This window comes from Pseudonocardia sp. P1, assembly GCF_000178675.2.
Lineage (GTDB): Bacteria > Actinomycetota > Actinomycetes > Mycobacteriales > Pseudonocardiaceae > Pseudonocardia.
The window spans coordinates 1,081,716-1,102,209 of sequence record NZ_ADUJ02000001.1; the positions used below are offsets into that span (position 1 = coordinate 1,081,716).

The 20,494-nt window shown below is 75.9% G+C and carries 17 protein-coding genes and 1 pseudogene; 6 read left to right on the forward strand and 12 right to left on the reverse strand.

Annotated elements, in window-relative coordinates; translation table 11 throughout:
• Positions 1 to 9: 9 nt before the first annotated feature.
• The 4 genes from PP1_RS04495 to dut all read right to left on the reverse strand — a co-directional run bounded on the left by PP1_RS04495 (position 10) and on the right by dut (position 5,107).
• Positions 10 to 708 carry a DUF3159 domain-containing protein gene (locus PP1_RS04495; RefSeq protein WP_010223691.1) on the reverse strand — a complete coding sequence of 233 codons (699 nt, stop codon included), beginning with the start codon at positions 706 to 708 and terminating at the stop codon, positions 10 to 12.
• A gap of 16 nt (positions 709 to 724) precedes the next feature.
• The gene (locus tag PP1_RS04500; protein ID WP_010223689.1) at positions 725 to 1,102 is read right to left on the reverse strand and encodes an OB-fold nucleic acid binding domain-containing protein; all 378 of its coding nucleotides are present in this window, start codon (positions 1,100 to 1,102) and stop codon (positions 725 to 727) included.
• Positions 1,103 to 1,340: 238 nt separating this feature from the next.
• A complete protein-coding gene (locus PP1_RS04505; protein ID WP_075314160.1) occupies positions 1,341 to 4,592 on the reverse strand; it encodes a DUF3710 domain-containing protein in 3,252 nt (1,083 codons plus the stop codon).
• Positions 4,592 to 5,107 (reverse strand): dUTP diphosphatase, encoded by a 516-nt coding sequence (gene dut, locus PP1_RS04510; protein WP_010223986.1) that lies wholly within the window; start codon positions 5,105 to 5,107, stop codon positions 4,592 to 4,594. Before dut ends, PP1_RS04505 begins: the two co-directional genes overlap by 1 nt.
• 25 nt (positions 5,108 to 5,132) lie before the next feature.
• On the opposite strand from dut, the gene PP1_RS04515 reads away from it, so the two are divergent.
• Positions 5,133 to 5,636 carry a DUF3093 domain-containing protein gene (locus tag PP1_RS04515; protein ID WP_029239131.1) on the forward strand — a complete coding sequence of 168 codons (504 nt, stop codon included), beginning with the start codon at positions 5,133 to 5,135 and terminating at the stop codon, positions 5,634 to 5,636.
• Positions 5,637 to 5,709: 73 nt separating this feature from the next.
• Here the strand turns inward: PP1_RS04515 and PP1_RS04520 are convergent, their stop codons facing one another.
• Positions 5,710 to 6,012: a DUF4193 domain-containing protein gene (locus tag PP1_RS04520; protein ID WP_010223990.1), complete on the reverse strand. Its 303-nt coding sequence runs from the start codon at positions 6,010 to 6,012 to the stop codon at positions 5,710 to 5,712.
• A gap of 317 nt (positions 6,013 to 6,329) precedes the next feature.
• On the opposite strand from PP1_RS04520, the gene PP1_RS04525 reads away from it, so the two are divergent.
• Positions 6,330 to 7,424 carry a phosphotransferase family protein gene (locus tag PP1_RS04525; protein ID WP_010223991.1) on the forward strand — a complete coding sequence of 365 codons (1,095 nt, stop codon included), beginning with the start codon at positions 6,330 to 6,332 and terminating at the stop codon, positions 7,422 to 7,424.
• Positions 7,424 to 8,059: an envelope integrity protein Cei gene (gene cei / locus PP1_RS04530; protein ID WP_010223994.1), complete on the forward strand. Its 636-nt coding sequence runs from the start codon at positions 7,424 to 7,426 to the stop codon at positions 8,057 to 8,059. The genes PP1_RS04525 and cei overlap by 1 nt, the downstream gene beginning before the upstream one ends.
• A 7-nt stretch (positions 8,060 to 8,066) precedes the next feature.
• Here the strand turns inward: cei and PP1_RS04535 are convergent, their stop codons facing one another.
• Positions 8,067 to 8,900: an inositol monophosphatase family protein gene (locus tag PP1_RS04535; protein WP_010223996.1), complete on the reverse strand. Its 834-nt coding sequence runs from the start codon at positions 8,898 to 8,900 to the stop codon at positions 8,067 to 8,069.
• Positions 8,901 to 9,132: 232 nt separating this feature from the next.
• Between PP1_RS04535 and PP1_RS04540 the strand changes: the two are divergent.
• Positions 9,133 to 10,560 (forward strand): annotated as a pseudogene (locus PP1_RS04540) (RNA polymerase sigma factor); the annotation flags it as partial.
• Between the two features lie 165 nt (positions 10,561 to 10,725).
• On the opposite strand, the gene PP1_RS04545 reads toward PP1_RS04540, so the two are convergent.
• From PP1_RS04545 to PP1_RS04565, 5 genes are read right to left on the reverse strand one after another with little or no spacing between them, the layout of a single operon-like run.
• The gene (locus tag PP1_RS04545) at positions 10,726 to 11,694 is read right to left on the reverse strand and encodes a vWA domain-containing protein (protein WP_249265971.1); all 969 of its coding nucleotides are present in this window, start codon (positions 11,692 to 11,694) and stop codon (positions 10,726 to 10,728) included.
• Entirely contained in the window at positions 11,691 to 12,590 is a 900-nt protein-coding gene (locus tag PP1_RS04550) for an AAA family ATPase (protein ID WP_075301432.1), read from the reverse strand. The genes PP1_RS04545 and PP1_RS04550 overlap by 4 nt, the downstream gene beginning before the upstream one ends.
• Positions 12,587 to 13,399, reverse strand: a complete 813-nt coding sequence (locus PP1_RS04555) for a mycofactocin-coupled SDR family oxidoreductase (RefSeq protein WP_010232311.1) — start codon at positions 13,397 to 13,399, stop codon at positions 12,587 to 12,589. Before PP1_RS04555 ends, PP1_RS04550 begins: the two co-directional genes overlap by 4 nt.
• Positions 13,400 to 13,412: 13 nt before the next feature.
• Positions 13,413 to 14,249, reverse strand: coding sequence for a mycofactocin-coupled SDR family oxidoreductase (locus PP1_RS04560; protein ID WP_010232312.1), 837 nt, complete (start codon positions 14,247 to 14,249; stop codon positions 13,413 to 13,415).
• Positions 14,250 to 14,286: 37 nt separating this feature from the next.
• Complete coding sequence (locus tag PP1_RS04565; RefSeq protein ID WP_033199827.1) at positions 14,287 to 15,093, reverse strand: SDR family oxidoreductase; 807 nt, start codon at positions 15,091 to 15,093, stop codon at positions 14,287 to 14,289.
• 149 nt (positions 15,094 to 15,242) lie between these two features.
• Between PP1_RS04565 and PP1_RS04570 the strand changes: the two genes are divergently transcribed.
• Both PP1_RS04570 and PP1_RS04575 read left to right on the forward strand, forming a co-directional pair.
• The gene (locus tag PP1_RS04570) at positions 15,243 to 15,962 is read left to right on the forward strand and encodes a helix-turn-helix domain-containing protein (protein ID WP_010232316.1); all 720 of its coding nucleotides are present in this window, start codon (positions 15,243 to 15,245) and stop codon (positions 15,960 to 15,962) included.
• A gap of 62 nt (positions 15,963 to 16,024) precedes the next feature.
• A complete protein-coding gene (locus PP1_RS04575; RefSeq protein ID WP_212592098.1) occupies positions 16,025 to 19,534 on the forward strand; it encodes an ATP-binding cassette domain-containing protein in 3,510 nt (1,169 codons plus the stop codon).
• Positions 19,535 to 19,554: 20 nt separating this feature from the next.
• On the opposite strand, the gene PP1_RS04580 is transcribed toward PP1_RS04575, so the two are convergent.
• Positions 19,555 to 20,361 carry an alpha/beta fold hydrolase gene (locus PP1_RS04580; RefSeq protein ID WP_075314158.1) on the reverse strand — a complete coding sequence of 269 codons (807 nt, stop codon included), beginning with the start codon at positions 20,359 to 20,361 and terminating at the stop codon, positions 19,555 to 19,557.
• Positions 20,362 to 20,494: the final 133 nt, after the last annotated feature.

Here is a 20,494-nt window from a genome sequence, read left to right on the forward strand (position 1 = left end):
CCGCGTCCCTCAGGTCGCGGTGCGGGGCACCCGGCGGACGATGAGGACGGTCGCGAGGATCGCCACCGCCGTCAGCGGGTAGCCCATCGCCAGGCGGGCGACGCCCAGCCAGGTCTCGGAGTCGGCGAGGTAGAGCCCGCCCTGGACGACGACCTTCGCCAGGAACGTCGCCGCCCAGACGCCGGTGGCCCAGCCGTAGGCGCGGACGAGTCGCGGGTCGTCCCGCCACTCGGTGCCGTGCCCGTTGATGCCGTGCCAGATCGCGCCCGCCAGCGGCCACCGCACCACGATCGACACGAGCGCGACGACGCCGAGGAACCCGCTGTAGAGCAGGCCCGGCAGGTAGAACCCGCGGGCCTCCCCCGTCTGGTTCGCCACCAGCGCACAGATCCCGACGCCGATCAGCCCGGAGATCGCGGGCATCACCGGGTCCCGGCGGACCAGGCGCCACAGCAGGACGAGCACGCCCGCACCGATCGCGGCGAACACGGCGGTCCGCAGCTCGGTGACGATGTTCGCCACGACGAAGACGATCACCGGGACCGTCGACGCGACGATGCCCGGCACCCCGCCCATCTGCTCCATCAGCGTCGGCGCCCGCTCGGGGGCCCCGCCGGGGACCGGTGCCCCGATGGGGCCCGTCTGCTCCTGGGGGGACTCCTCGATCCGCGGGAGCCGGGTGGTGGGGGCGTCGTGATGGTCGCTCAAGCCTGTCCGATCGGGTCTACTGCGCCTGGCAGATCTCGTAGTACGGGTTGTAGAGCACCTTCCGCCCGTCGCGGACGGAGATCCGCCCGCGGACGCGCATGGTGCGACCGGCCTCGATCCCGGGGATGCGACGCCGGCCCATCCAGACCAGTGTGACGCCCTCGGTGCCGTCGAACAGCTCGGCCTTGAGCGTGGCGTCGGCGCTCTGGGGGCAGAGCTCCACGCTGCGGATCCGGCCGAGCATCGTCACCTCCTCGCCGCAGGCGCAGTCGCGGGCCGGTCGTGCGCCGGTCTCCTCGACGTCCTCGGCGAGATCGCGTGCGTCGAGCTCGTCGACGTCGCTGGTGAGTTTGCGGAGCATCCGGCGGAACGCCCCGCCATCCGTGCTGCCCATGTCTCTCCTCGGCCCGCGCGGCCCCGGACCCTCCGGTGTCCCGCACTCGTGTGGCGACCCGACAGGGTGTCGTGTTATCGCGACGTCAGGGTAACGCGCGGACGCCGCGGTTTGTGCCCTCACCAGCGGATCGGCCCGTGCGCCGGGCCACGCCGACCGGTCCCCCGGACGCGCCCGGTGGTCGGGGCCGGCGGCACCGCGGGCGTTCCGCGGCCGGTGCCCGGATCGCCCCGCGGTGTCAGTCCCGCCGGTGCCGTCCGAGATCGCGGGGATCGGTCCCGGCGGCGCGCCGACCGGCCGGCCAGCGGCCGGTCAGACCGGTCCCACCGGCGGCACGGCCCCGGTCGCCGGGCAGGTCGCCGGTGCCGTCGCCGGCCGCGGCACGCCGGCCGGGCTCGGCGTCGTCCGGACCGTCCGCGTGGTCCGCGTCGTCGCCGTGCCGGTCCCGTCCGTTGCGGCGCCCGGCGGCGGCGCGGCTCGCCCGGTAGTCGGCGAGACCGGTGACGCCGGTCCCGTCGTCGTCCGGTGCGCCCGACGCGCTGCGCAGGAGGTCCTGCAGCGCGCTGCGGGCCTCGTCGGCCGAGGTGGGGCCGCCCTCCAGGTAGCCGCGGCCGGGCACCCCGTCGGCGGCCGACGGCGACCGGAACAGGTCGTCGTCGCCCGCGGGCCACGAGGACCCGGCCGGTCCGGCGGGCGCGGCAGGCTCGGCGTGGGCGGCGGGGACGGTGTGCGCGGCGGGCTCGGCGTGGGCGGCCGAGGCCGACGGCCGGCCGGTGTCTCCGGCGTCAGCGCGCCGATGGCCGCCGTGACCGTCGAGTCCGGACGACGCGAGCAGGTCCGCGACCGAGGTGCCCCGGCCGCCGCCGTGCCGCCCGGCCCGCCTGCTCGCCGCGATCTCCGAGGACAGCCAGTCGTCCGCGGTGCCGGAGCCGGTGCCGGCCCCGGGGACGGTGTCGGCGGGCGCGCCGCGGCGGCGCGTCCGGCGGGGCAACGGTTCGGCCGCCGACCGCGGCTGCGGCTCGGGCACCGGTTCCGGCAGCGGCTCGGGCTCGGGCTCGGGCTCGCGGTCGAGCGTCGCCTCCATCAGCGGGATGTCCGAGAGCGGGATGTCCTCGATCGCCGACGACAGCCGCTCCGCCGTGGAACGGCCGGGGCCGGCGGCCGGGGACCCGGTGTCGCGGGCGGCCAGCAGGTCGGCGGCGTCGACGCGGTCCGCGGCGTCCCGGTCGGCGGACCGGCGCCGCCGGGCGGGGGCCGGGGCCGGGACGTCACCGTCGCCGGACGCGGAGTGCTCCTCCCGGCGGGTACGACGGGCCGGACGCCGGGTCTCCGCCGTGCGGTCGCCGGTGGCGGGCCCGGCACCCAGGGCCGGATCGGCCTCGGTACCGGCCAGCAGGTCGGCGACCGACAGCGTGGTGACCGCCGGGTCACGCCGGACCGGCGGTTCCGGCGCGGGCGCGCGCTCCGGCTCGGCGGCCGGGAGCGGGGTGCGCGCGTCGAGCGGGTCGGGGACGCCGGCCGCCGGACGCGCGTACGCACCGGTGCCGGCGGGTCCGGCCAGGTCGGCCGCGGGGCGGCGGACCGGCTCGTCGGCCGCTGGGCGGCGGACCGGCTCGTCGGCGGCCGGGCGGCGGACCGGCTCGTCGGCCTCCGGGCGGACCCCGGGTGCCGGGCCGCGCCGGGTCGCCCCGGTGGAGCGGTCCGGCCGGTCCGGACGGCCGCGGCGGCGGCCGGCGCGGCCCGCGGGGGCCTCCGCGTCGGCGGCCGGGGTGAGCGGGGCGATCGCGGTGCGCTCGCCGGGCTCCTCACGCGGGACCGGGCGGGACAGCGCGGTCCGCTCGGCCTCGGCCGGGGCGGGACCGGCCGCCGCGGCGGGGCGGCGCGGCACCTGCGGCAGCGCCCGGGTGGCGGGATCGGCATCGGCGGGACGGCGGGCCGGGGCACTCGGCGCCGGGCCGGCAGCGGGGGCACGGCGGACCGGCTCGTCGGCGGCCGGGCGCGGGGTCGCGCCGGTCGTGGCCGCCGGGGTCGCGCCGGTGGTGGGCAGCGGCGTCGCACCGCTCGCGGGTGCCCTCGTGGACCCGGTCTCCCCGGCCGGGCGCGGCACCGACACGGTGATGCTCGGCTTCTGCGGTGCGACGTCGGGCTGCTCCTCGCGCAGGTGCTCGGGCAGCTCCAGCGGCAGCACCGTCCGCGGCGGGTACGGCGACTTCCCGCGGACGACGATGATCCCCCGCAGGACCCGGCGCAGCTCGACGTCGAGCGCCTCGACGGTCTCCAGCGACGCGGTCGCGACGCCGTAGACCATCCAGCGCGGACCGTCGCAGCCGACGAACACCGACGCCGCGTTCTCGGTGCGGGCGTGCAGCTCACGGCCCCAGTCACCGCGGGCGTTGCGGACGCGGGCGCCGCCCTTGCGCAGCGACTGCTCGATCTCGGCGGACAGGTCCGGCCACAGACCCGACGAGCGGGGCGCGGCCAGCGCGCTCACCGCGATCCGGCCCTCGGGCAGGAGCAGGTGGACGGCCTGCGGGCGCTCGGCGCCGGCGGGTTCCAGCTTCAGCTCGGCGCCGTAGGGCACCGGCACGTGGACGGCTCCGAGATCGACGCGGGCGAGCGCGTCGGTCATCGACGGGTCGAGCTCCTCGACGTCGGCCGGGCCCAGCGGGCGGCCGCCGCTGCCCGGCGGCGGGACGGACAGCGGCGCGTCGCCGACGCCGTACTCGTCCTCGTCGTAGGGGTCGGAGCCGTCGGGGTCGTCGTCCCCGGCCTCGTCGTACTCGTCGTACTCGTACTCGTCGGCGGCGGCGGGACGGCCGGGACGGCCCCAGTCCGGGGCGTCGGGGTCGCCACCGTCGAAGCCCTGCGGGGTCCGGTCCCGGGCGTAGGCCGGCTCCTCGGACTCGCCGCGGTGGCTCAGCAGCGGGGGCTCGTCGTCGTCCCACCGGCCGTCCGGGGCGACCCGGTCGTCGCGATCGTCGCGGTCGTCCGGCCGGTCCGGACCGGGGACGGGGGTGCGGCCGGTCCCGCCGCGGACGGCGCGGACCGCCGTCGTCGCCGCGGTCGCACCCGGGTCGCCGCCCACGCGACCGGCACCGGTGCGCGGGCCGGCGCCGTTCGCCGCCCGCCCGTTCGTCGCCCGCCCGTTCGCCGCACCGCCGCGGCCGGACCCGTTCCGTCCGGCTCCGTCCCGGGGTGCGTCCGGGTGCCCGGAACCGTTGCGGCCTGCGCCGTTGCGCCCGGCGGCACCCGGCGCGCCGTCGCCACGGGCCGCGCCGTTCGCGGGCCGGCCCGGCGGGACCGGCCCGCCGCCGGCGCCCCGTCCGTCGCGGCGGGCGTCGAACTCGGCGTAGTGCTCGTCGTACTCGTCGTAGGACTCGATGTCGGAGTCGCCGTAGCCCGGATACCCGGGATAGGCCCCGGTGCCGGAGTCCTCGACACCGTGCTCGGGACGGATGTCGAACATCTTGCCGCGCGCGCGTCCGGGCATCAGTGGCTGCCTCCCCCGTGCCCGAGCGCGGCGTTCCCGCCGGTCGAGCCGTGTCCCGCGGTTCCGCGCTCGGACCCGGGCAGTTCTGTGACCTCGACGAACCGGGCCGTCTCGACCCGCTGCACGACCAGCTGCGCGATCCGGTCGCCGCGGCTCAGCCGGACCGGCTCGGCCGGGTCCAGGTTCACCAGGCACACCTTGATCTCGCCGCGGTAGCCCGCGTCGACGGTGCCGGGCGCGTTCACGATCGAGAGCCCGCAGCGGGCCGCGAGGCCCGACCGGGGGTGCACGAACCCGGCGTGGCCCGCCGGCAGGGCGATCGCGACGCCGGTACCGACCAGCGCGCGCTCGCCGGGGGCGAGTTCGAGGTCGGACGTCGTCACGAGATCGGCACCGGCGTCACCGGGCCGCGCGTAGGCGGGCAGCGGGACGCCGGGGTCGAGCCTGGTCAGCAGCACGTCGACGGACGGTGCGACCAGCGGCTCGTCCGGGGGAGCGGGGGCGGAACCGGGCACGGCGGGCGACGCTACCCTGGAACACGTGAGCGATCGGGTTCCGGAGCCGGACTCTGCGACGTCCGGCCCCACTGCGTTCGACGAGCGGTTGTCCGTCCCGGTGTGGTGGTACCTCCTGGCCGTCGGTCTCGGCGTCCTGCTGGGCGCCCAGATCCACATGGGGTACCCGGGGCTGCGGTCCTGGATCGGCTACGCCGTGATGATCCCGCTGTGCGTCGGGACGCTGTGGTGGATGGGCCGCAGCCGCACCACGGTGCGGCCCGGTGTGCTGGTGTCGAACGGCCGCGAGCTGCCGCTGGCCGTGGCCGGGGTGACCGACACCGTGGCCAGGCGGGACAAGCAGCAGGCGATGGGGCCGGACCTCGATCCGCGCGCCTACGTGCTGCACCGCGCCTGGGTCGGCCCGCTGGTCCGGGTGGAGGTCACCGACCCCTCGTCGGACGAGCCGTACTGGGTGCTGAGCACCCGCCGTCCCGACGCGCTGCGCGCGGCCATCGCGGCGCAGGCGCCGCACCCGCAGGTTCCCTGAGCCGTCCCGCACGACAGGACGGGCCCGGCGGATTCCGCCGGGCCCGTCCTGGTGGTGCTGGTCGTGCGCCGTGTCAGGCCGCGCAGTCGCGGCAGAGGAACTGCCCGCCGGAGGTGCTCGCCAGCCGGCTCCGGTGGTGCACCAGGAAGCAGCTGGCACAGGTGAACTCGTCCGCCTGCTTCGGCAGGACGTTCACCGTCAGCTCCTCGCCGGACAGGTCGGCACCCGGGAGCTCGTAGCTCTCCGCGGTGTCGGTCTCCTCGACGTCGACGACCGCGGACTGCGCCTCGTTGCGGCGCTGCTTGAGCTCGTCGAGCGAGTCCTCGGCCATCTCATCGGCCTCGTTGCGACGCGGGGCGTCGTAGTCGGTCGCCATGGGTCTCACCCTTGCCATTCACGTCTGTGCTGTTCAGGTCGCCGCTGAACAGCAGGTCCTTCGCATCTGTCGGTCGTCGCGTGCCGCAGGGGAACGACGCGGCGACCGGGTTTGTGCCCGGTGCGGTAGTGACGCCGGTCTCACTCCGCCTGCGGTTCGGCGGTGATCGATTCGCTTCCGTCCCGGAGGGACCGGTCCGCCACCGGCGGCGGGCAGGGTAACCCAGGGTCCGGCTGGTCGCGCAGGGAGTCCCCCCGGGTGACCCCCGGGGTGTCACGCCACGGCTCCGGCGGCCACGCGCACTAGGGTCGGTCGGCGTGACGACGAGCGCCCGCACGCCCACCCCCGGCGCCGATCCCACGGCGGTCGGACGCTGGCTCGCGACGGTCCTGGACGACGAGCGGTGGGCGGACTCCGAGCTGGCCCCGATCGGCGCGGGCCGGTCGAACCTGACCTACCGGGTGTCCTCCCCCGCCGGCGCGGTCGTGCTGCGCCGACCGCCGGTCGGGACGGTCGCGGCGACCGCCCACGACATGGGCCGGGAGCAGCGGGTGATCGCGGCGCTCGCCCCGACCGCGGTGCCGGTGCCCGCCGTTCTCGCCACCCACGACGGCGGCGACGGCGGCCCGGTCGACGCGCCCTGTTTCGTGATGGAGCTCGTCGACGGCGTCGTCCCGCTCGACGAGCTGCCCGAGGGCTGGGCGGCGACCGGGGCCGGGCGCCGGGCGGCCGGGGAGGCACTCGTCGACGTCCTGGCGGAGCTGCACGCCGTCGACCCGGCCACGGTCGGGCTCGAGGGCTTCGGCCGTCCCGACGGGTTCATGGAGCGCCAGATCCGCCGCTGGAGCACCCAGTGGGCGACGGCCCGCGACGGCGACGACCCGGTCCCGGTCTCCGCCGAGGTCGAGAGCGAACTCACCCGGCTCGCCGGGCGGCTCGGCGAGGACGTCCCGGCCGCCCAGCGGCACACGATCGTGCACGGCGACTACCGGCTCGACAACTGCGTGTTCGACGCCGGTGACCCGGGCCGGATCCTGGCCGTCCTGGACTGGGAGATGTCGACCCTCGGCGATCCGCTCGCCGATCTGGGCCTGCTGCTCGTCTACTGGCAGCAGGACGGCGACGACGCGGTCTGGTCGAGCGCCCAGCCGCTGCCCTCCCCCACCGCGCTCCCCGGCTTCCCCCGGCGCGACGAGCTGGTCCGGGCCTACGCCGCCCGCACCGGCCTCGACGTCACCCCGCTGCCCTGGTACGTCGCGTTCGGCGCGTTCAAGCTGGCCGTGGTCCTCGCCGGGATCCTCGCCCGGGTCCGGGCGGGCTCGGTCCCCGCGGACATGGCGGAGGGCCTCGACGGCTCGGTCGGCCCGCTCGTCGCGCTCGGCCACCACGTGCTCGACGGAGGCTCCTTCTGATGCGGCTGCCGCTCTCCCGTTCCGCCCGGCCCTACGAGCGCCGGAGGCGCCGGCCGATCGTGATCACCTCCGCGGTGCTGGCCGCCGCCCTGGTGGTGACCTGGACCGTCGTGCTGAGCACCGCGTCCGAGGGGCCGTCGTCGACGAACTGCTCCGCCCCCGCCTCCGGGTCGCTGCCGGGCAGCGAGATCACCCGCACCGAGCTGGACGGCGTCGGCGCGGCGGCGCCGCGCGACGCGCGCTTCCAGGTGCTCAACGCGGGCGGTCAGCGCGGGCAGGCGAACCTGGTGTCCGCCCAGCTGCGGGACCTGGAGTTCGGCGAGGCGAGCTCCCCGGGCAACGACCCGGCGTTCCCGGACGGCGACCTGGGCTGCATCGGGCAGCTGCGGTTCGGGCCCGACGGCGAGGCCGCGGCCGCCGCGCTGACGCTGGCCCTGCCGTGCGTGGAGCTGATCCGGGACGACCGGCGGGGCCCGGTGGTCGACGTCGTCGTCGGGACGGCGTTCACCGACGTCGCACCGGGCCGGGGTGCCCGGGACGCGCTGGACCAGCTGGCGTCGCCGGGCAACGAGGGCGGCGCCCGTGCCGACCCGACACTGATGGCCCAGGCCCGCGAGTCGGCCTGCGCGAGCTGAGCCGGGGTCAGACCCCGGCGGCGCCGCTGCGGCGGGCGAGACCGGCCAGCTCGCGGGCGATGCCCGGTGCGGCGGCGAGCGACACGTCGTCGCCCAGCCCGTCGCCGTCGGCGCCGAGGTAGCGCACCCCGGGCGGGACGGTGATGTGCACCAGCGCGCCCGCCTCGCGGGCGATGAGCGCTCCGGCGGCCCAGTCCCACCAGTTGCTGCCGTGCTCCACGTAGCCGTCCAGCCAGCCGGCGGCGACGGCGCACAGGTCCAGCGCGGCGGCACCGGCGCGGCGGACGTCCCGCACCTCGGGCAGCATCGCCGCGACCATCCGGGCCTGCCGGGCCCGGCGCTCCGCGCGGTAGGCGAACCCGGTCCCGACCAGCGACTGCCCGAGCTCGGTGGTCCCCGCGACGGCGAGCGGGCGGCCGTCACAGGTCGCGCCGAGGCCCCGCCCGGCCGACCACAGCCGTCCCGCCGCGGGTTCGGCGACCGCGCCCGCGACCGACTCGCCGTCGGCGACGGCGGCGATCGAGATGGCGTACCAGGGCAGGCCGTAGAGGTAGTTCACGGTGCCGTCGATGGGGTCGACGACCCAGCGGGCGGTCGCCGCGTCGCCCGCGCCCTCCTCGCCGTAGACCGGGTCGCCCGGCCGCAGCGCGGCGAGCCGGTCCCGGACGAACTTCTCCACCGACGCGTCCGACTCGGTCACGACGTCGGTCGGCGAGGACTTGGTCGACACTCCTCCGTCCCGCGGCGCGGGCAGGGTGCGCAGGTGCTCTGCGGCCTCGGCGGCGACCTGCTCGGCCACGGCGCGCAGGGTGGCGGGATCGCTGGTCTCGTGCGGCGTCACGGCTCCATCCGACCACGTTCGCGGGCCCTCGGACGCGCGGGGCGGCGTGAGGTGCGCCCCGTCCCGCGGTGCGCAGTTACAATGGAACGCAGACCCCACCTCCGGGACGCGCGGCGACCTTCGACCGACGCCGGCGACCGAGGTGGTGCCAGGACAGAATTCCGGGGCGGTCCGTGGCCTCGTCTCCCCCGACGAGTGCGCCGCGACCGGCCCGAGTAACGACTCCAGCGCACGTAGCGAGAGGGCCCAGGTGGCAGCCGCAGACTCCGCAGCACGCACCGACTCGACCATCGAGCCGACGTCGGGCACCGCACCCCGCAGCCGCCGCACCTCCGCGGCCGGCACGACCGGGGCGGCGACCGCCAAGAAGCCGGCCGCACGCACCCGCAAGCCGGGCACCGCGACGAAGGCCGCACCCGGCACCGGCCCGAAGAAGCCGGCCGCCAAGAAGGCCTCCACGAAGAAGGCCGACGGCGAGGACGCCGAGCTCGAGGACGGCGACGTCGAGATCGAGGACGGCGAGCTCGAGGAAGCCGACATCGAGGCCGACATCGCCGAGGCGGCCCAGGAGGTCGACGCCGAGGACGCGTCCGACGACGACGAGGACGACGACACCAACACCGGCAAGAACCGGGTCGCCCCGACCACCCGGTCGTCGCAGCAGAAGTCGGCCGACTTCGTCTGGGACGAGGAGGAGTCCGAGGCGCTGCGGCAGGCCCGCAAGGACGCCGAGCTCACCGCCTCCGCCGACTCGGTCCGCGCCTACCTCAAGCAGATCGGCAAGGTGGCGCTGCTCAACGCCGAGGAGGAGGTCGAGCTCGCCAAGCGGATCGAGGCCGGCCTCTACGGCGCGGAGCGCATCCGCAAGCTCTTCGAGTCGAACGACAAGCTCTCCCCGCAGATGCGGCGCGACCTGCGCTGGATCGTCCGCGACGGCGAGCGCGCGAAGAACCACCTGCTGGAGGCGAACCTCCGGCTCGTGGTGTCGCTGGCCAAGCGCTACACCGGCCGTGGGATGGCGTTCCTGGACCTGATCCAGGAGGGCAACCTGGGCCTGATCCGCGCGGTCGAGAAGTTCGACTACACCAAGGGCTACAAGTTCTCGACGTACGCGACGTGGTGGATCCGGCAGGCCATCACCCGCGCGATGGCCGACCAGGCCCGCACCATCCGTATCCCGGTGCACATGGTCGAGGTCATCAACAAGCTCGGCCGTATACAGCGTGAGCTGCTCCAGGACCTCGGGCGCGAGCCCACTCCCGAGGAGCTCGCCAAGGAGATGGACATCACCCCGGAGAAGGTGCTGGAGATCCAGCAGTACGCCCGGGAGCCCATCTCGCTGGACCAGACCATCGGTGACGAGGGCGACTCGCAGCTCGGTGACTTCATCGAGGACTCCGAGGCGGTCGTCGCGGTCGACGCGGTGTCCTTCACGCTGCTGCAGGACCAGCTCCAGTCGGTGCTGGCGACGCTGTCCGAGCGCGAGGCGGGCGTCGTCCGGCTGCGGTTCGGGCTGACCGACGGCCAGCCGCGCACCCTCGACGAGATCGGCCAGGTCTACGGCGTGACCCGCGAGCGGATCCGCCAGATCGAGTCGAAGACGATGTCGAAGCTGCGGCACCCGAGCCGTTCCCAGGTCCTGCGCGACTACCTGGACTGACACGTCCCGCCGACAGGCCCCGCCGGTGTCCACCGGCGGGGCCTGTCGCGTTCCCGGCCCCGTCGCGGCAGCGGTCGGCCGACGACGCTCACCGGTTGCGGCAACGCTCAGGCGATCGCGTGAGCGTGGCCGGGTCCGGTGAGCGTCCGCGTCGGCTGTCGGACCTCAGCTCCGCAGGAGCCGGTTCAGTGCGGGGGCCACGTCACGGTGCGTGCGGACCGTGGCCAGCCGTCCGCCCCCGAGCCGTGCGACGTCCCGCCCGAGCGCGGCGTCGTGCTCGCCATCGGTCTCCAGCAGCACGTGCAGCTCCCCGAACCGCCGCGCGACGGTGCGCGGATCCGGCCCGGCATTGTGCACGACGTCGCTGAGCAGCACCGCGACCCGGCGCCGCTCCCGGGCCCCGGCGAGCTCGGCGTGGGCGACGGACAGCCCGAACCCGACGTCGGTCAGCCCGCGGGCGGGGATCCGCACGAGCCGGTCGAGCAGTACCCCCGGTGTCGCGGGTTCGTCGAGCGGGGACAGCACGGCGGCGTCGGACCAGAACGCGACGAGTGCGAGCCGGTCCCCCGTCGCCCCGGCGTCGCCGGACAGCGCCGCGACCGTCGCGGCGGCGATCCGCACCTTCTCCCCGCGCATCGACCCGGAGACGTCGACGACCAGCGTGATCGCCCGCGGGGAGCCGGTCCGTTCCCGGACGACGATGTCGGTGTCCTCGGGCACCGGGCGCTCGGTGAGCACCTCCACGGTGCGGTCGAGGTCGATGTCGTCGGACCGGTAGCGGTAGGGCTGCGGCGCGGGCGCCCCGCGTCCACGGGCCGCGCGCGGGTCCCGGGGCCGCCGCAGGGCCAGGCGCCGGGCGATCCGGCGGGCCATCGCCGTCACCTCCCGGTCGGGTGGCCGGTCCTCCAGCAGCTCGGACAGGGTCCGGGCCCGGGCGGTGCGGGACGTGGTGAGCGATCCCTGTCCGCCGGTCTCGCCGTCGCCGGGGTCGCCGCGGTCCCCGTCCACCCGCTCGACGACGACCGGTGCGCCCGGCCCGGTGCGGAACAGCTCCGGCGCGGCGGTGAGCTGCTTCGGCCTGCGGCGCAGCGGCGCGAGGGCCCGCGACCGCTCGTCGGCCGCGGGCAGGGTCACGGCACCGTCGACGTCCAGGACGTGGGGACCCGGCGCCGCACGCCGGGGCCGGAGAAAAAATGGTCCTCCCAGATCCGGGTGATCACCTCCTCCGGGGTGGTGTCGACGGCGTCGTCCACCGCGATCCGCGCGGACAGCGCCAGCAGGGCGGCGTCCAGCACGAGCCGGGAACGGTCCCCGTCATGGCTCCCGAGCCGCTGCAGCTCGACCGCGATCGCGGTCAGGTCGATCGCGCCGCGCACGCTCGACCCGCGGCGCAGGTCCGGGTGCGAGCGGGTCGCCCGGGTGAGGGCGACGGCGTCGGTGACGAGCCCGTCGTCGGTGACCCCGGTGCGGGCGCGCACGATCTCGGTCTCCTCGGCGGCGTCCTGGTAGCCGACGACGAGACGGCACCAGCGGTCGTAGACCGAGTCGGAGATCCGGGCGGTGCCGACGTCGTCGAACGGGTTCATCGAGGCCAGCACCCGGAAGGTCGGCAGCGCGGTGACCGTCCCCACCCGGGGCACCGTCAGCTCCCGCTCGGCCATGGCCGCGAGGAGCACGTTCAGGGTGTCCTCGGGGGCCCGGTTGAGCTCCTCGATGTACAGGAACCCGCCGTCCTGCATGGCGCCCACGAGCGGCCCCGGCACGAAGTTGTCGACCGAGTAGTCCTCGCGGAGCACCCGCGCCGGGTTGTGGTGCCCGACCAGCCGGGCCGGGGTGAGCTCGGCGTTGCCCTCCACGAGGACGAACGGGACGCCCCAGTGCGCGGTGATCGCGCGCAGCATCGTCGACTTCGACACGCCGGGCGGGCCCTCCAGCATCACGTCCCGGCCGGCGGACACCGCCGCGAGCACGAGATCGAGCTCACGGCGGCGTCCGACCACGGCGCGGGCGATCGCGTCCCGCGCACTCACTTCTGCAGGAACCCCGCGTCGACCGGCAGCATCGTCCCGGTGACGTAGCGGCCCTCGTCCGAGGCGAGGTAGACGACCGCGTTCGAGATGTCGACCGGCTCGACCATCTCCACCGGCAGCATGTTCTGCAGGTTCTCGCCGAACGAGGGGTCCCCGGAGATGATCCCGCCGATGTAGTCGTTGGTGACCATCGGCGTGTTCACGCCGGTCGGATGGATGGTGTTGACCCGGATCGAGTGCGGCGCCAGCTCGGTCGCCAGGTTGCGCATGAGCCCCACGACGCCGTGCTTGGCGGCGACGTAGTGACCGGTGCGGCTCATGCCCTTCACCCCCGCCGTCGAGCTGGTGAGCACGATCGCCCCGCCGTTGCCCGCGGCGATCATCGCCGGGACCGCGGCGCGGACCGTCTTCCACACCCCGGTGAGGTTGACGCCGATCATCTCGTCCCACTCATCGTCGGTGAGCGACCACGTGTTGTCGGCGAACCCGGCGATGCCGGCGTTGCCGCACACGATGTCGAGCCGGCCGAACTCCGCCACCCCGGCGTCGACGACGGCCTGCACCGCGGCGGTGTCCCGCACGTCGGCCTCCCGGGCGACGATCCGCCGGTCCAGCTCCTCGACCAGCTTCACGGTCTCGTCGAGGTCCTCGCGGCGCGACAGCGGGTAGTGCACGGTGTCGAGCGGGTGGCAGACGTCGAAGGCGATGACGTCGGCACCCTCCTCCGCCAGCCGCACCGCGTGCGACCGGCCCTGTCCGCGCGCGGCCCCCGAGACCAGCGCGACCTTTCCCTCCAGGCGTCCGGGCATCGTCGTTCCCCTCTCAGGCAGCGTTGTTCGCGTTCATGCCCGCCGCGACCGCGACGGACTCACCGGTGACGTAGCGCGCCTCCTCGGAGGCCAGGAACAGCATCGTGTTCGAGATGTCGACCGGCTCGACCCACGGGATCGGGACGTGGTTCAGCGACTGGAACGCCGGGGCCGCGTCGTCCCGGGTGGGGTTCGCCGTGCCGGGCAGGAACAGCTCGTACGCGGCGGAGTTCTGGATCATGTCGGTGTCCACGCCGGTCGGGCAGACCGCGTTGACCGTGACGCCGTTGCCCGCGACCTCGATCGCGGTCGACTTGACCAGCCCGATCACGCCCCACTTGGCCGCGACGTAGTGGGCGATGTTGGCCTGGCCCATCTTCCCGGCCATCGACGACGTCGCGACGATCCGCCCGTACCCCTGATCGATCATGGTGGGCAGCACGGCCCGGAACGCGTGGAAGACGCCCGTGAGGTTGACCGCGATCATCTCCTGCCACATGTCCTCGGACATCTCGGCGACCGTGCCGAAGGAGAAGATCCCCGCGTTGGCCAGCAGCACGTCGATCCGGCCGAGCTCGGCGCGGGTCCGGTCGGCGACGTCCTGGACCTGGTCGCGGTCCCGGACGTCGGCCCGCACGGCGACGCACCGGCGGTCGAGCTCCTCGACGAGCTTCACCGTCTCGTCGAGGTCCGCCTGGCGCGACGTCGGGTACGGGACCGTGCCGAGCTGTTCGGAGATGTCGCAGAACGCGATGTCCGCGCCCTCCCGGGCGAAGGCCAGGGCGTGCGAGCGCCCCTGCCCCCGGGCTCCCCCGGTGATCAGAACGACCTTGCCGTCGAACCGTCCCATCGCTCCTCCTCGAGCGTCGGTGGATGTCGGTGTCCGTTCAGCGGGCGAGCGCTCCCCCGTCGACCGCCAGGCAGTGCCCGGTGACGCGCCGTGCGTCGTCGCCGAGCAGCCACATCAGTGCGCCGGTGATCTCGCCGATGCTCAGCACCTCGGCGAGCAGCTGGTCGTGCAGCCAGCGCTTGTGCACCTCGTCGGGTGCGAGGCCGAGCTCGTCGGCGAGACCGGCCAGCATCGGCGAGTCGACGGCGCCCGGCAGGATCGCGTTGACCGTGACGCCTGCCGGGGCGAGCTCGACCGCCATCGCCCTGGTCAGCCCGACGACGCCGTGCTTGGCCGCCACGTAGTGCGCGAACTCCGGCACCGCGCGCACCCCTCCGGTGGAGGCGATGTTGACGATCCGGCCCCGTGGCGAGCGGCGGACGTGCGCGGCCGCGGCCCGCGCGACCCGCCACGTCCCGGTGAGGCCGATGTCGACGACGGCGTCCCACTCGGCGTCGGTGATCTCCCAGAACGGTGCGCTGGTGACGACGGCCGCGTTGTTGACGACGATGTCCAGCCGCCCGAACTCCGCGACGAGGGTCTCCACCGCCGCGCCGACCCGGGCGCTGTCGCGCACGTCGGCGACCAGGGGCACGGCCCGGCCACCCGCGGCGGTGACCGCCGCGACGACCTCCCGGAGCTCGTCCTCGGTGGCGAGTGGGTAGGCCGGGACGTCCAGGTCACGGCAGACGTCCAGCACGCCGACCGCGGCACCGGCGGCGGCCAGCGCCAGGCAGTGCCCGCGCCCCTGCCCCCGCGCACCGCCGGTCACCAGCGCGACCTGACCGGTCAGATCGGGTGCCATCGCCGCCACCCCCGAAACATGCGGAACCGTCCGGATCCGTACGGATCCGCGAGCCGTCCCCGTCGACAGACCCGGTATGTGAGGTGTAGCACCGGTGGGGGAATCCGGACGAATCGTTCCCGGACGGTTCCGGTGGGATGGGGGCTCGCATGCAGTCGGACCGCTGGTTCTCGGTGAGTGAGGCCTGCCGGATCCTCGGGATCAGCCGCACGACGTTGCTCGCCGCCGAGAGCGCGGCCGTCATCACGCCGTCGCGCACGCCCGGCGGGCACCGCCGCTACTCGGCCGGGCAGCTGGAGCGCTACCTGGGGGCCGGTGTCCCGTTGCGACCGGACCCGGGTCCCCGCCCGGCCGGGCGGGCCGCCACCGCCGTGGACGCGACCTTCACCGCCGTCGTCCGGGACGCGGTGCGCCCGCTGGCCCGCTCGCTCGACGCGGAGTGCGCGGGGTTCTACCTCCACGACGACGGCCGGTGGCAGCTCGCGGGCACCGCAGGCGTCCCCCGCTGGCTCGCCGAGCGCCTGGCCTCCTCGGCACCGCCCGCGCCCGTGACGGAGGCCCTGCAGTCCGGTGGGCCCCGGCTGTTCGGCCCCCGGGTGACCGGGTTCCCCGACGCCCGGTCACCCGGGCACGGTGTCGCCGTCCGGGTCCGCGCCCCCGACCGCGTGCACGGTGCCCTGTTCCTCGTGACGCGCCCCGGCCGCGCCCCGCTGCCCGGCGAGCTGCAGGTCGTCGGGGCGGTCGCCGACCTGCTCGGTGTGCTCGTCGAGCAGCTGGTGCAGAACGCGGACCTGCGTGGACGGCTGCGTGACATCGCTGCGCTCTGCCCGGACCGAAAACCGGCGGAAACCGTCGGGGGTCCCGGCTAGCGTCGATCTCCGGACCGGCGCCGGAGATCCCGTACCGCGGTCCGTCTCCGGGGGTGTCGAGGGTGCGCGCGCTGTCGTGGCGACGGCTGGGTGGGGCGGCGTCGGCCGTCGCGGTGACGGCGGCGGTGGTCGCCGCCGTCGCGGAGGCGGTCGCCGCGACCGTGGTCGGCGAGGTCGCGGCCGGACCGACGTCCGCCCTGGTCGGTGTGCTCGCGGTCCTCCTGCTCGGTTCCGCCGTCCTGGACACCGCGGGCCGGGTGCTGTTCTCCACGGTCGTCAGCCGGGCCGAGGGCCGGCTGCGGGCCGACCTGCTCGACGCCGCGCTCGGCCAGCCGCTCCCGCGCCTCGAGGACCAGGCGGTCGGTGAGCTGCTCGACCGCGTCGACGACGACTCCCGCCAGCTCGCCCAGCTGTTCCGCCGGATCGGGTGGGAGACCGGGCGCGCGCTGCTCCGCTCGGTCCTCGCCTGGATCGTCGCCGGTCTGGTGTTCTGGCCGGCCTGGATCGCGTTCCCGCTGGTGGCGGGCCTGATCGTGCTCGTGGCGCGGCCGTTGACGGGGGTGATCGCGCGGGCCAAGGTCGCCGAGGAGGTCGCCTGGTCGGACCACTCCGCCCAGCTCGAGGAGGCGATCGCCGGGCAGGACGACGTACGTACCTCGCTGGGCCAGCCGCACGTGATCGCCGGGTCCGCGGCCCGGGCGGCCGAGGTGCTGCGCCGGGTGCAGGTCGTCAGCCTCACCGCGACGACCGTCGGGCTGCGCACCGGGTTCGTCGCGCACGCCCTGCTCGGGGTGGTCGCGGTCGGCGGGGTCTGGCTCGTGGCGGGCGACCCCGGGGGCGTCGCGGCGCTGGTGTCGCTGTGGATCCTGGTGACCGCGTTCGTGTCGCAGGTGGACGCGATCGTCGACCGCATGCCGGACATCCAGGCCGGGGTCGGCGCGCTCACCCGGGTCGCGTCGCTGCTGCGGGCCGAGCAGGAGCCCGCGGGCGGGCGCCCGGTGCCGTCCGGCCCGGCCGGCGTCCGGCTGCGCGGGCTCACCGCGGGCTACGACGGCGGGTTCCGGCTGGGCGGGATCGATCTCGACGTCCCGGCCGGCACGACGTGCGCGCTGCTCGGCCGGACCGGGTCCGGCAAGTCGACGGTGGCGAAGGTGCTGTCGCGGGCGGTCGAGCCGGACCGGGGGCAGGTGTTCGTCGGCGGGCAGGACGTCCGCGACACCGGTCTCGACGACCTGCGGCGTGCGGTCGGCGTCGTCACCCAGCGCACCGAGATCCTGGCGGCGTCGCTGGCGGAGAACGTCGCGCTGCACGATCCCGCGGTGCCGCGCTCCGCGATCGAGCGGGCGGTGTCCGCGCTGGGGCTCGACGAGTGGGTCGCCGCCCTGCCCGACGGGCTGGACACCCGGCTCGGCAGCGGCGGGGTGACGCTGTCGGCGGGTGAGGAGCAGCTGGTGGCGTTCGCCCGGCTGCTGGTCCGGGACGTCGCGGTGGTCGTTCTCGACGAGGCGACCGCCCGGATGGACCCGCGCACCGAGATGCGGGTGACCCGGGCGTCGCGGGCGTTGCTGGCGGACCGGACCGGGATCGTCGTCGCGCACCGGCTGTCGACGATCCGGCGGGCCGACGCCGTCGCCGTCCTGGAGGACGGCCGGCTCCTGCAGCACGGTGCCCGGGAGCGGCTGGCCGTCGAGCCGGGCCGCTACGCCGACCTGCTCGCCGCGGACCGTGACGACGACGGCGGGACCGGTGGCGAGGTGCTCGGGCACGTCGCCCACGGAGGCGGTCACACCGCGACGGCGACCGCGACGCGGCCCGGGGCGACGGCGACGCTGGAGACCCCCCTCCTCCACCGCAGCGCCCGCCGCACGGTCACGGCGGAGCAGGGCCCGCGCCCGCCCGCGCTGTGGCGGACCGTGCTGCGGCTGGCGTTCGCGCACAAGCGGTGGGGCCTGACCGGCGGCCTGATGTTCACCCTGGCGACGCTCGCCGGCGCGACCGGCGTCGTGACGGGCTGGCTGTGGGGACTGGTCGCGGAGTCCTTGCAGTCCGGGGCGGCCCCCTGGGGTCCGGCACTGGGCCTCACCGGGGTCCTGCTGCTGTTCCCGCTGTGGATCGCGGTCGCGTTCCGGACGTACCCGCGCTGGTGGTCGGCGGTGACCCTGCGGCTGCGGCTGGCGGTGCTCCGCGGCCAGACCATGCAGCACCACTCCGGGCGGGCACCCGCCGGTGAGGTCGTCGCCCGTGCCCTGGACTCGGACCGGATGGTGCTCTACGTCGACCGCTGGGTGGACGTCACCAACGCCGTCCTCGTGGTGGTCGTGGCCGGGCTGGTGTCCGGCGACGTCCGGGCCGCCCTCGTCATCGGCGGCTTCCTCGCGCTCTGTGCGGCGGTCGCGGCGCTCGGGGCCCCGTTCGCGGGGCGGGCCGGGCGGGTCGCGGCCGACGCCCGGGCACGGTTCGGCACGGCGCTGGGGTCGGCGCTGGAGTCGGTGCGGACGGTGAAGCTCGCCGCCGCGACCGGTGCGGTGCGGGCGCACCTGGGCCGGGTGGACGCGCATCGGGTCCGGGCCACCGTGCGCGAGTACCGGGTCCGCACGCTCCTCGAGGGCGTGCCCGGCCTGCTGATGCAGGCCGCGGTCGTCCTGACCTGGTCGGTGTACCTGACCGGCGGCTGGACCCTCGCGACGGCGCTGCTGCTGTCGACGGCGCTCGGTGGTGCCGGGTTCCTCGGCCAGGTGTGCGCGGCCGCGGTCACCGAGGCGCCGATCGCCCGGCGCTGGCTGCGCGCGGTCGCCCCGTTCGCCGGGCCCGCGGACCTCACCCGGCTGCCCGACGGTGTCGACCTGGTGTCGGGCGCCGCGCCGGAACCGGAGCCCGCACCGCGGGAGCCGCTGCGCCGGTTGAGCCTGGAGAAGGTCACGGCCGTCCACCACGACGGCACCGTCGGCGTCGAGGGGGTGGACCTCGACATCGACGCCGGTGCGCTGGTGCTGCTGACCGGTGAGGTCGGGTCGGGCAAGTCCAGCCTGCTGGCAGGCCTCGCCGGCCTGGTCGCGCACGAGGGCGTGATCCGGTGGAACGGGCGCGCGGTGTCCGATCCGCAGCGGTTCCTGCGTCCCGGGCAGGTCGCCTACGTCGGCCAGGTCCCCCGGGTGCTGTCCGGGACGTTCGGCGAGAACGTGGCGCTCGGCCACCGGCGGCCGGTCGCCGCCGCCGTCGACGACGCTCGGCTCGGGCGCGACGTCGAGGCGGCGGGCGGGCCGGACGCCGTCGTCGGGCACCGGGGAATCCGGCTCTCCGGCGGGCAGGTGCAGCGGCTCGCGATGGCGCGGGCGCTGGCCACCGGCGCGGAGCTGATCGTCGCCGACGACGTGTCGTCGGCGCTCGACGTCCGCACCGAGATCGAGCTGTGGGCGGCGCTGCGACGCCGGGGCGGGACGGTCGTGGGGGCCAGCACGAAACGGGCCGCGCTGGCCCGGGCCGACCGGGTCGTCGTGCTGGAGCGGGGCCGGGTCGCCGACGAGGGCCCCTGGTCGGAGCTGGCGGCGCGCTGGTCGCACCTGGCGGGCTGAGCCGCGGCCGCCGGGCCCGGTCAGCCCGGTGGGAGCGGGTGCGCCGCGAGGAACCGCTGCACTTCCGCTGTGGCGCGCTCCTCCAGGAAGAACGCGTGCCGGGCACCGTCGAACGCGACGAACGCGGCGCCGGGGATGCGCCCGGCGAGGCGACGGCCGTTCTCCTGCGGGGTGAACTCGTCGCCTGCGCCGTGCAGGACGAGCGTCGGTGCGGTGACGCCGGGCAGGACGTCCCAGGCGTCGTGCTGCGCGCTGGCGCGCCGGTGACCGGCGCGGGCCCGCCGGCTCATGCGGGGGTCGCCGAGCACCGGCAGCGGGCCGGTCCGGTCCGGACCGGCCATCAGCCGGCGCAGCTCCCGCGCGCCGGTGGCCGGGTCGGCGAGCCGCTCGAGCACGGCCGGGTCGGCGGGGACGGCGCCCGCGCCGCCGCCGGTGGTGCAGCCGAGCACGAGCGCGCCGACGCGTCCCGGGTGGTCGGCGGCGAGCCACTGTGCGATCCGCCCGCCCATCGACGTGCCGTAGACGTGCGCCCGACCGATCCCGGCCGCGTCGAGGACGGCGACGACGTCACCGGCGAACCGGCGGGTGCTCCATCCGTCGTCGCCGGCGTCGTCACTGGTCCCGGTGCCGGCATGGTCCAGGACGACGGTGCGGTACCCGCCGAACGACGACCGGACCGTGTCCCACCAGGCGCGGCTGTTCGCCTGCCCGGCCAGCAGCACCAGCGGTTCGCCGGGCCCGGAGCCGTCCGGCTCGCGGACGTCGAACCCGATGCGGGTGCCGTCCGGCGCGACCGCCCGCTCCCCCGGGCCCACGCTCTGGATCATGGGGACCACGGTAGTCCGGCGGTGTGCCCGGCCCCGTCGAGGCCGTCGTCGGCCGATCGGTCGTCGGTGCCGCCTTGAGTGCCGCCTTCAGTGCCGCCTTCAGTGCCCTCTCCGAAATCGCTTCCTCGCGCAG

Excerpts from the sequence above, each read along its gene's own strand:
- PP1_RS04500 (WP_010223689.1), bottom strand. The coding sequence starts at position 1,102 with ATGGGCAGCACGGATGGCGGGGCGTTCCGCCGGATGCTCCGCAAACTC.
- PP1_RS04505 (WP_075314160.1), bottom strand. The coding sequence starts at position 4,592 with ATGCCCGGACGCGCGCGCGGCAAGATGTTCGACATCCGTCCCGAGCAC.
- PP1_RS04520 (WP_010223990.1), bottom strand. The coding sequence starts at position 6,012 with ATGGCGACCGACTACGACGCCCCGCGTCGCAACGAGGCCGATGAGATG.
- cei (WP_010223994.1), top strand. The coding sequence starts at position 7,424 with ATGCGGCTGCCGCTCTCCCGTTCCGCCCGGCCCTACGAGCGCCGGAGG.
- PP1_RS04555 (WP_010232311.1), bottom strand. The coding sequence starts at position 13,399 with ATGCCCGGACGCCTGGAGGGAAAGGTCGCGCTGGTCTCGGGGGCCGCG.
- PP1_RS04560 (WP_010232312.1), bottom strand. The coding sequence starts at position 14,249 with ATGGGACGGTTCGACGGCAAGGTCGTTCTGATCACCGGGGGAGCCCGG.
- PP1_RS04565 (WP_033199827.1), bottom strand. The coding sequence starts at position 15,093 with ATGGCACCCGATCTGACCGGTCAGGTCGCGCTGGTGACCGGCGGTGCG.
- PP1_RS04570 (WP_010232316.1), top strand. The coding sequence starts at position 15,243 with ATGCAGTCGGACCGCTGGTTCTCGGTGAGTGAGGCCTGCCGGATCCTC.
- PP1_RS04580 (WP_075314158.1), bottom strand. The coding sequence starts at position 20,361 with ATGATCCAGAGCGTGGGCCCGGGGGAGCGGGCGGTCGCGCCGGACGGC.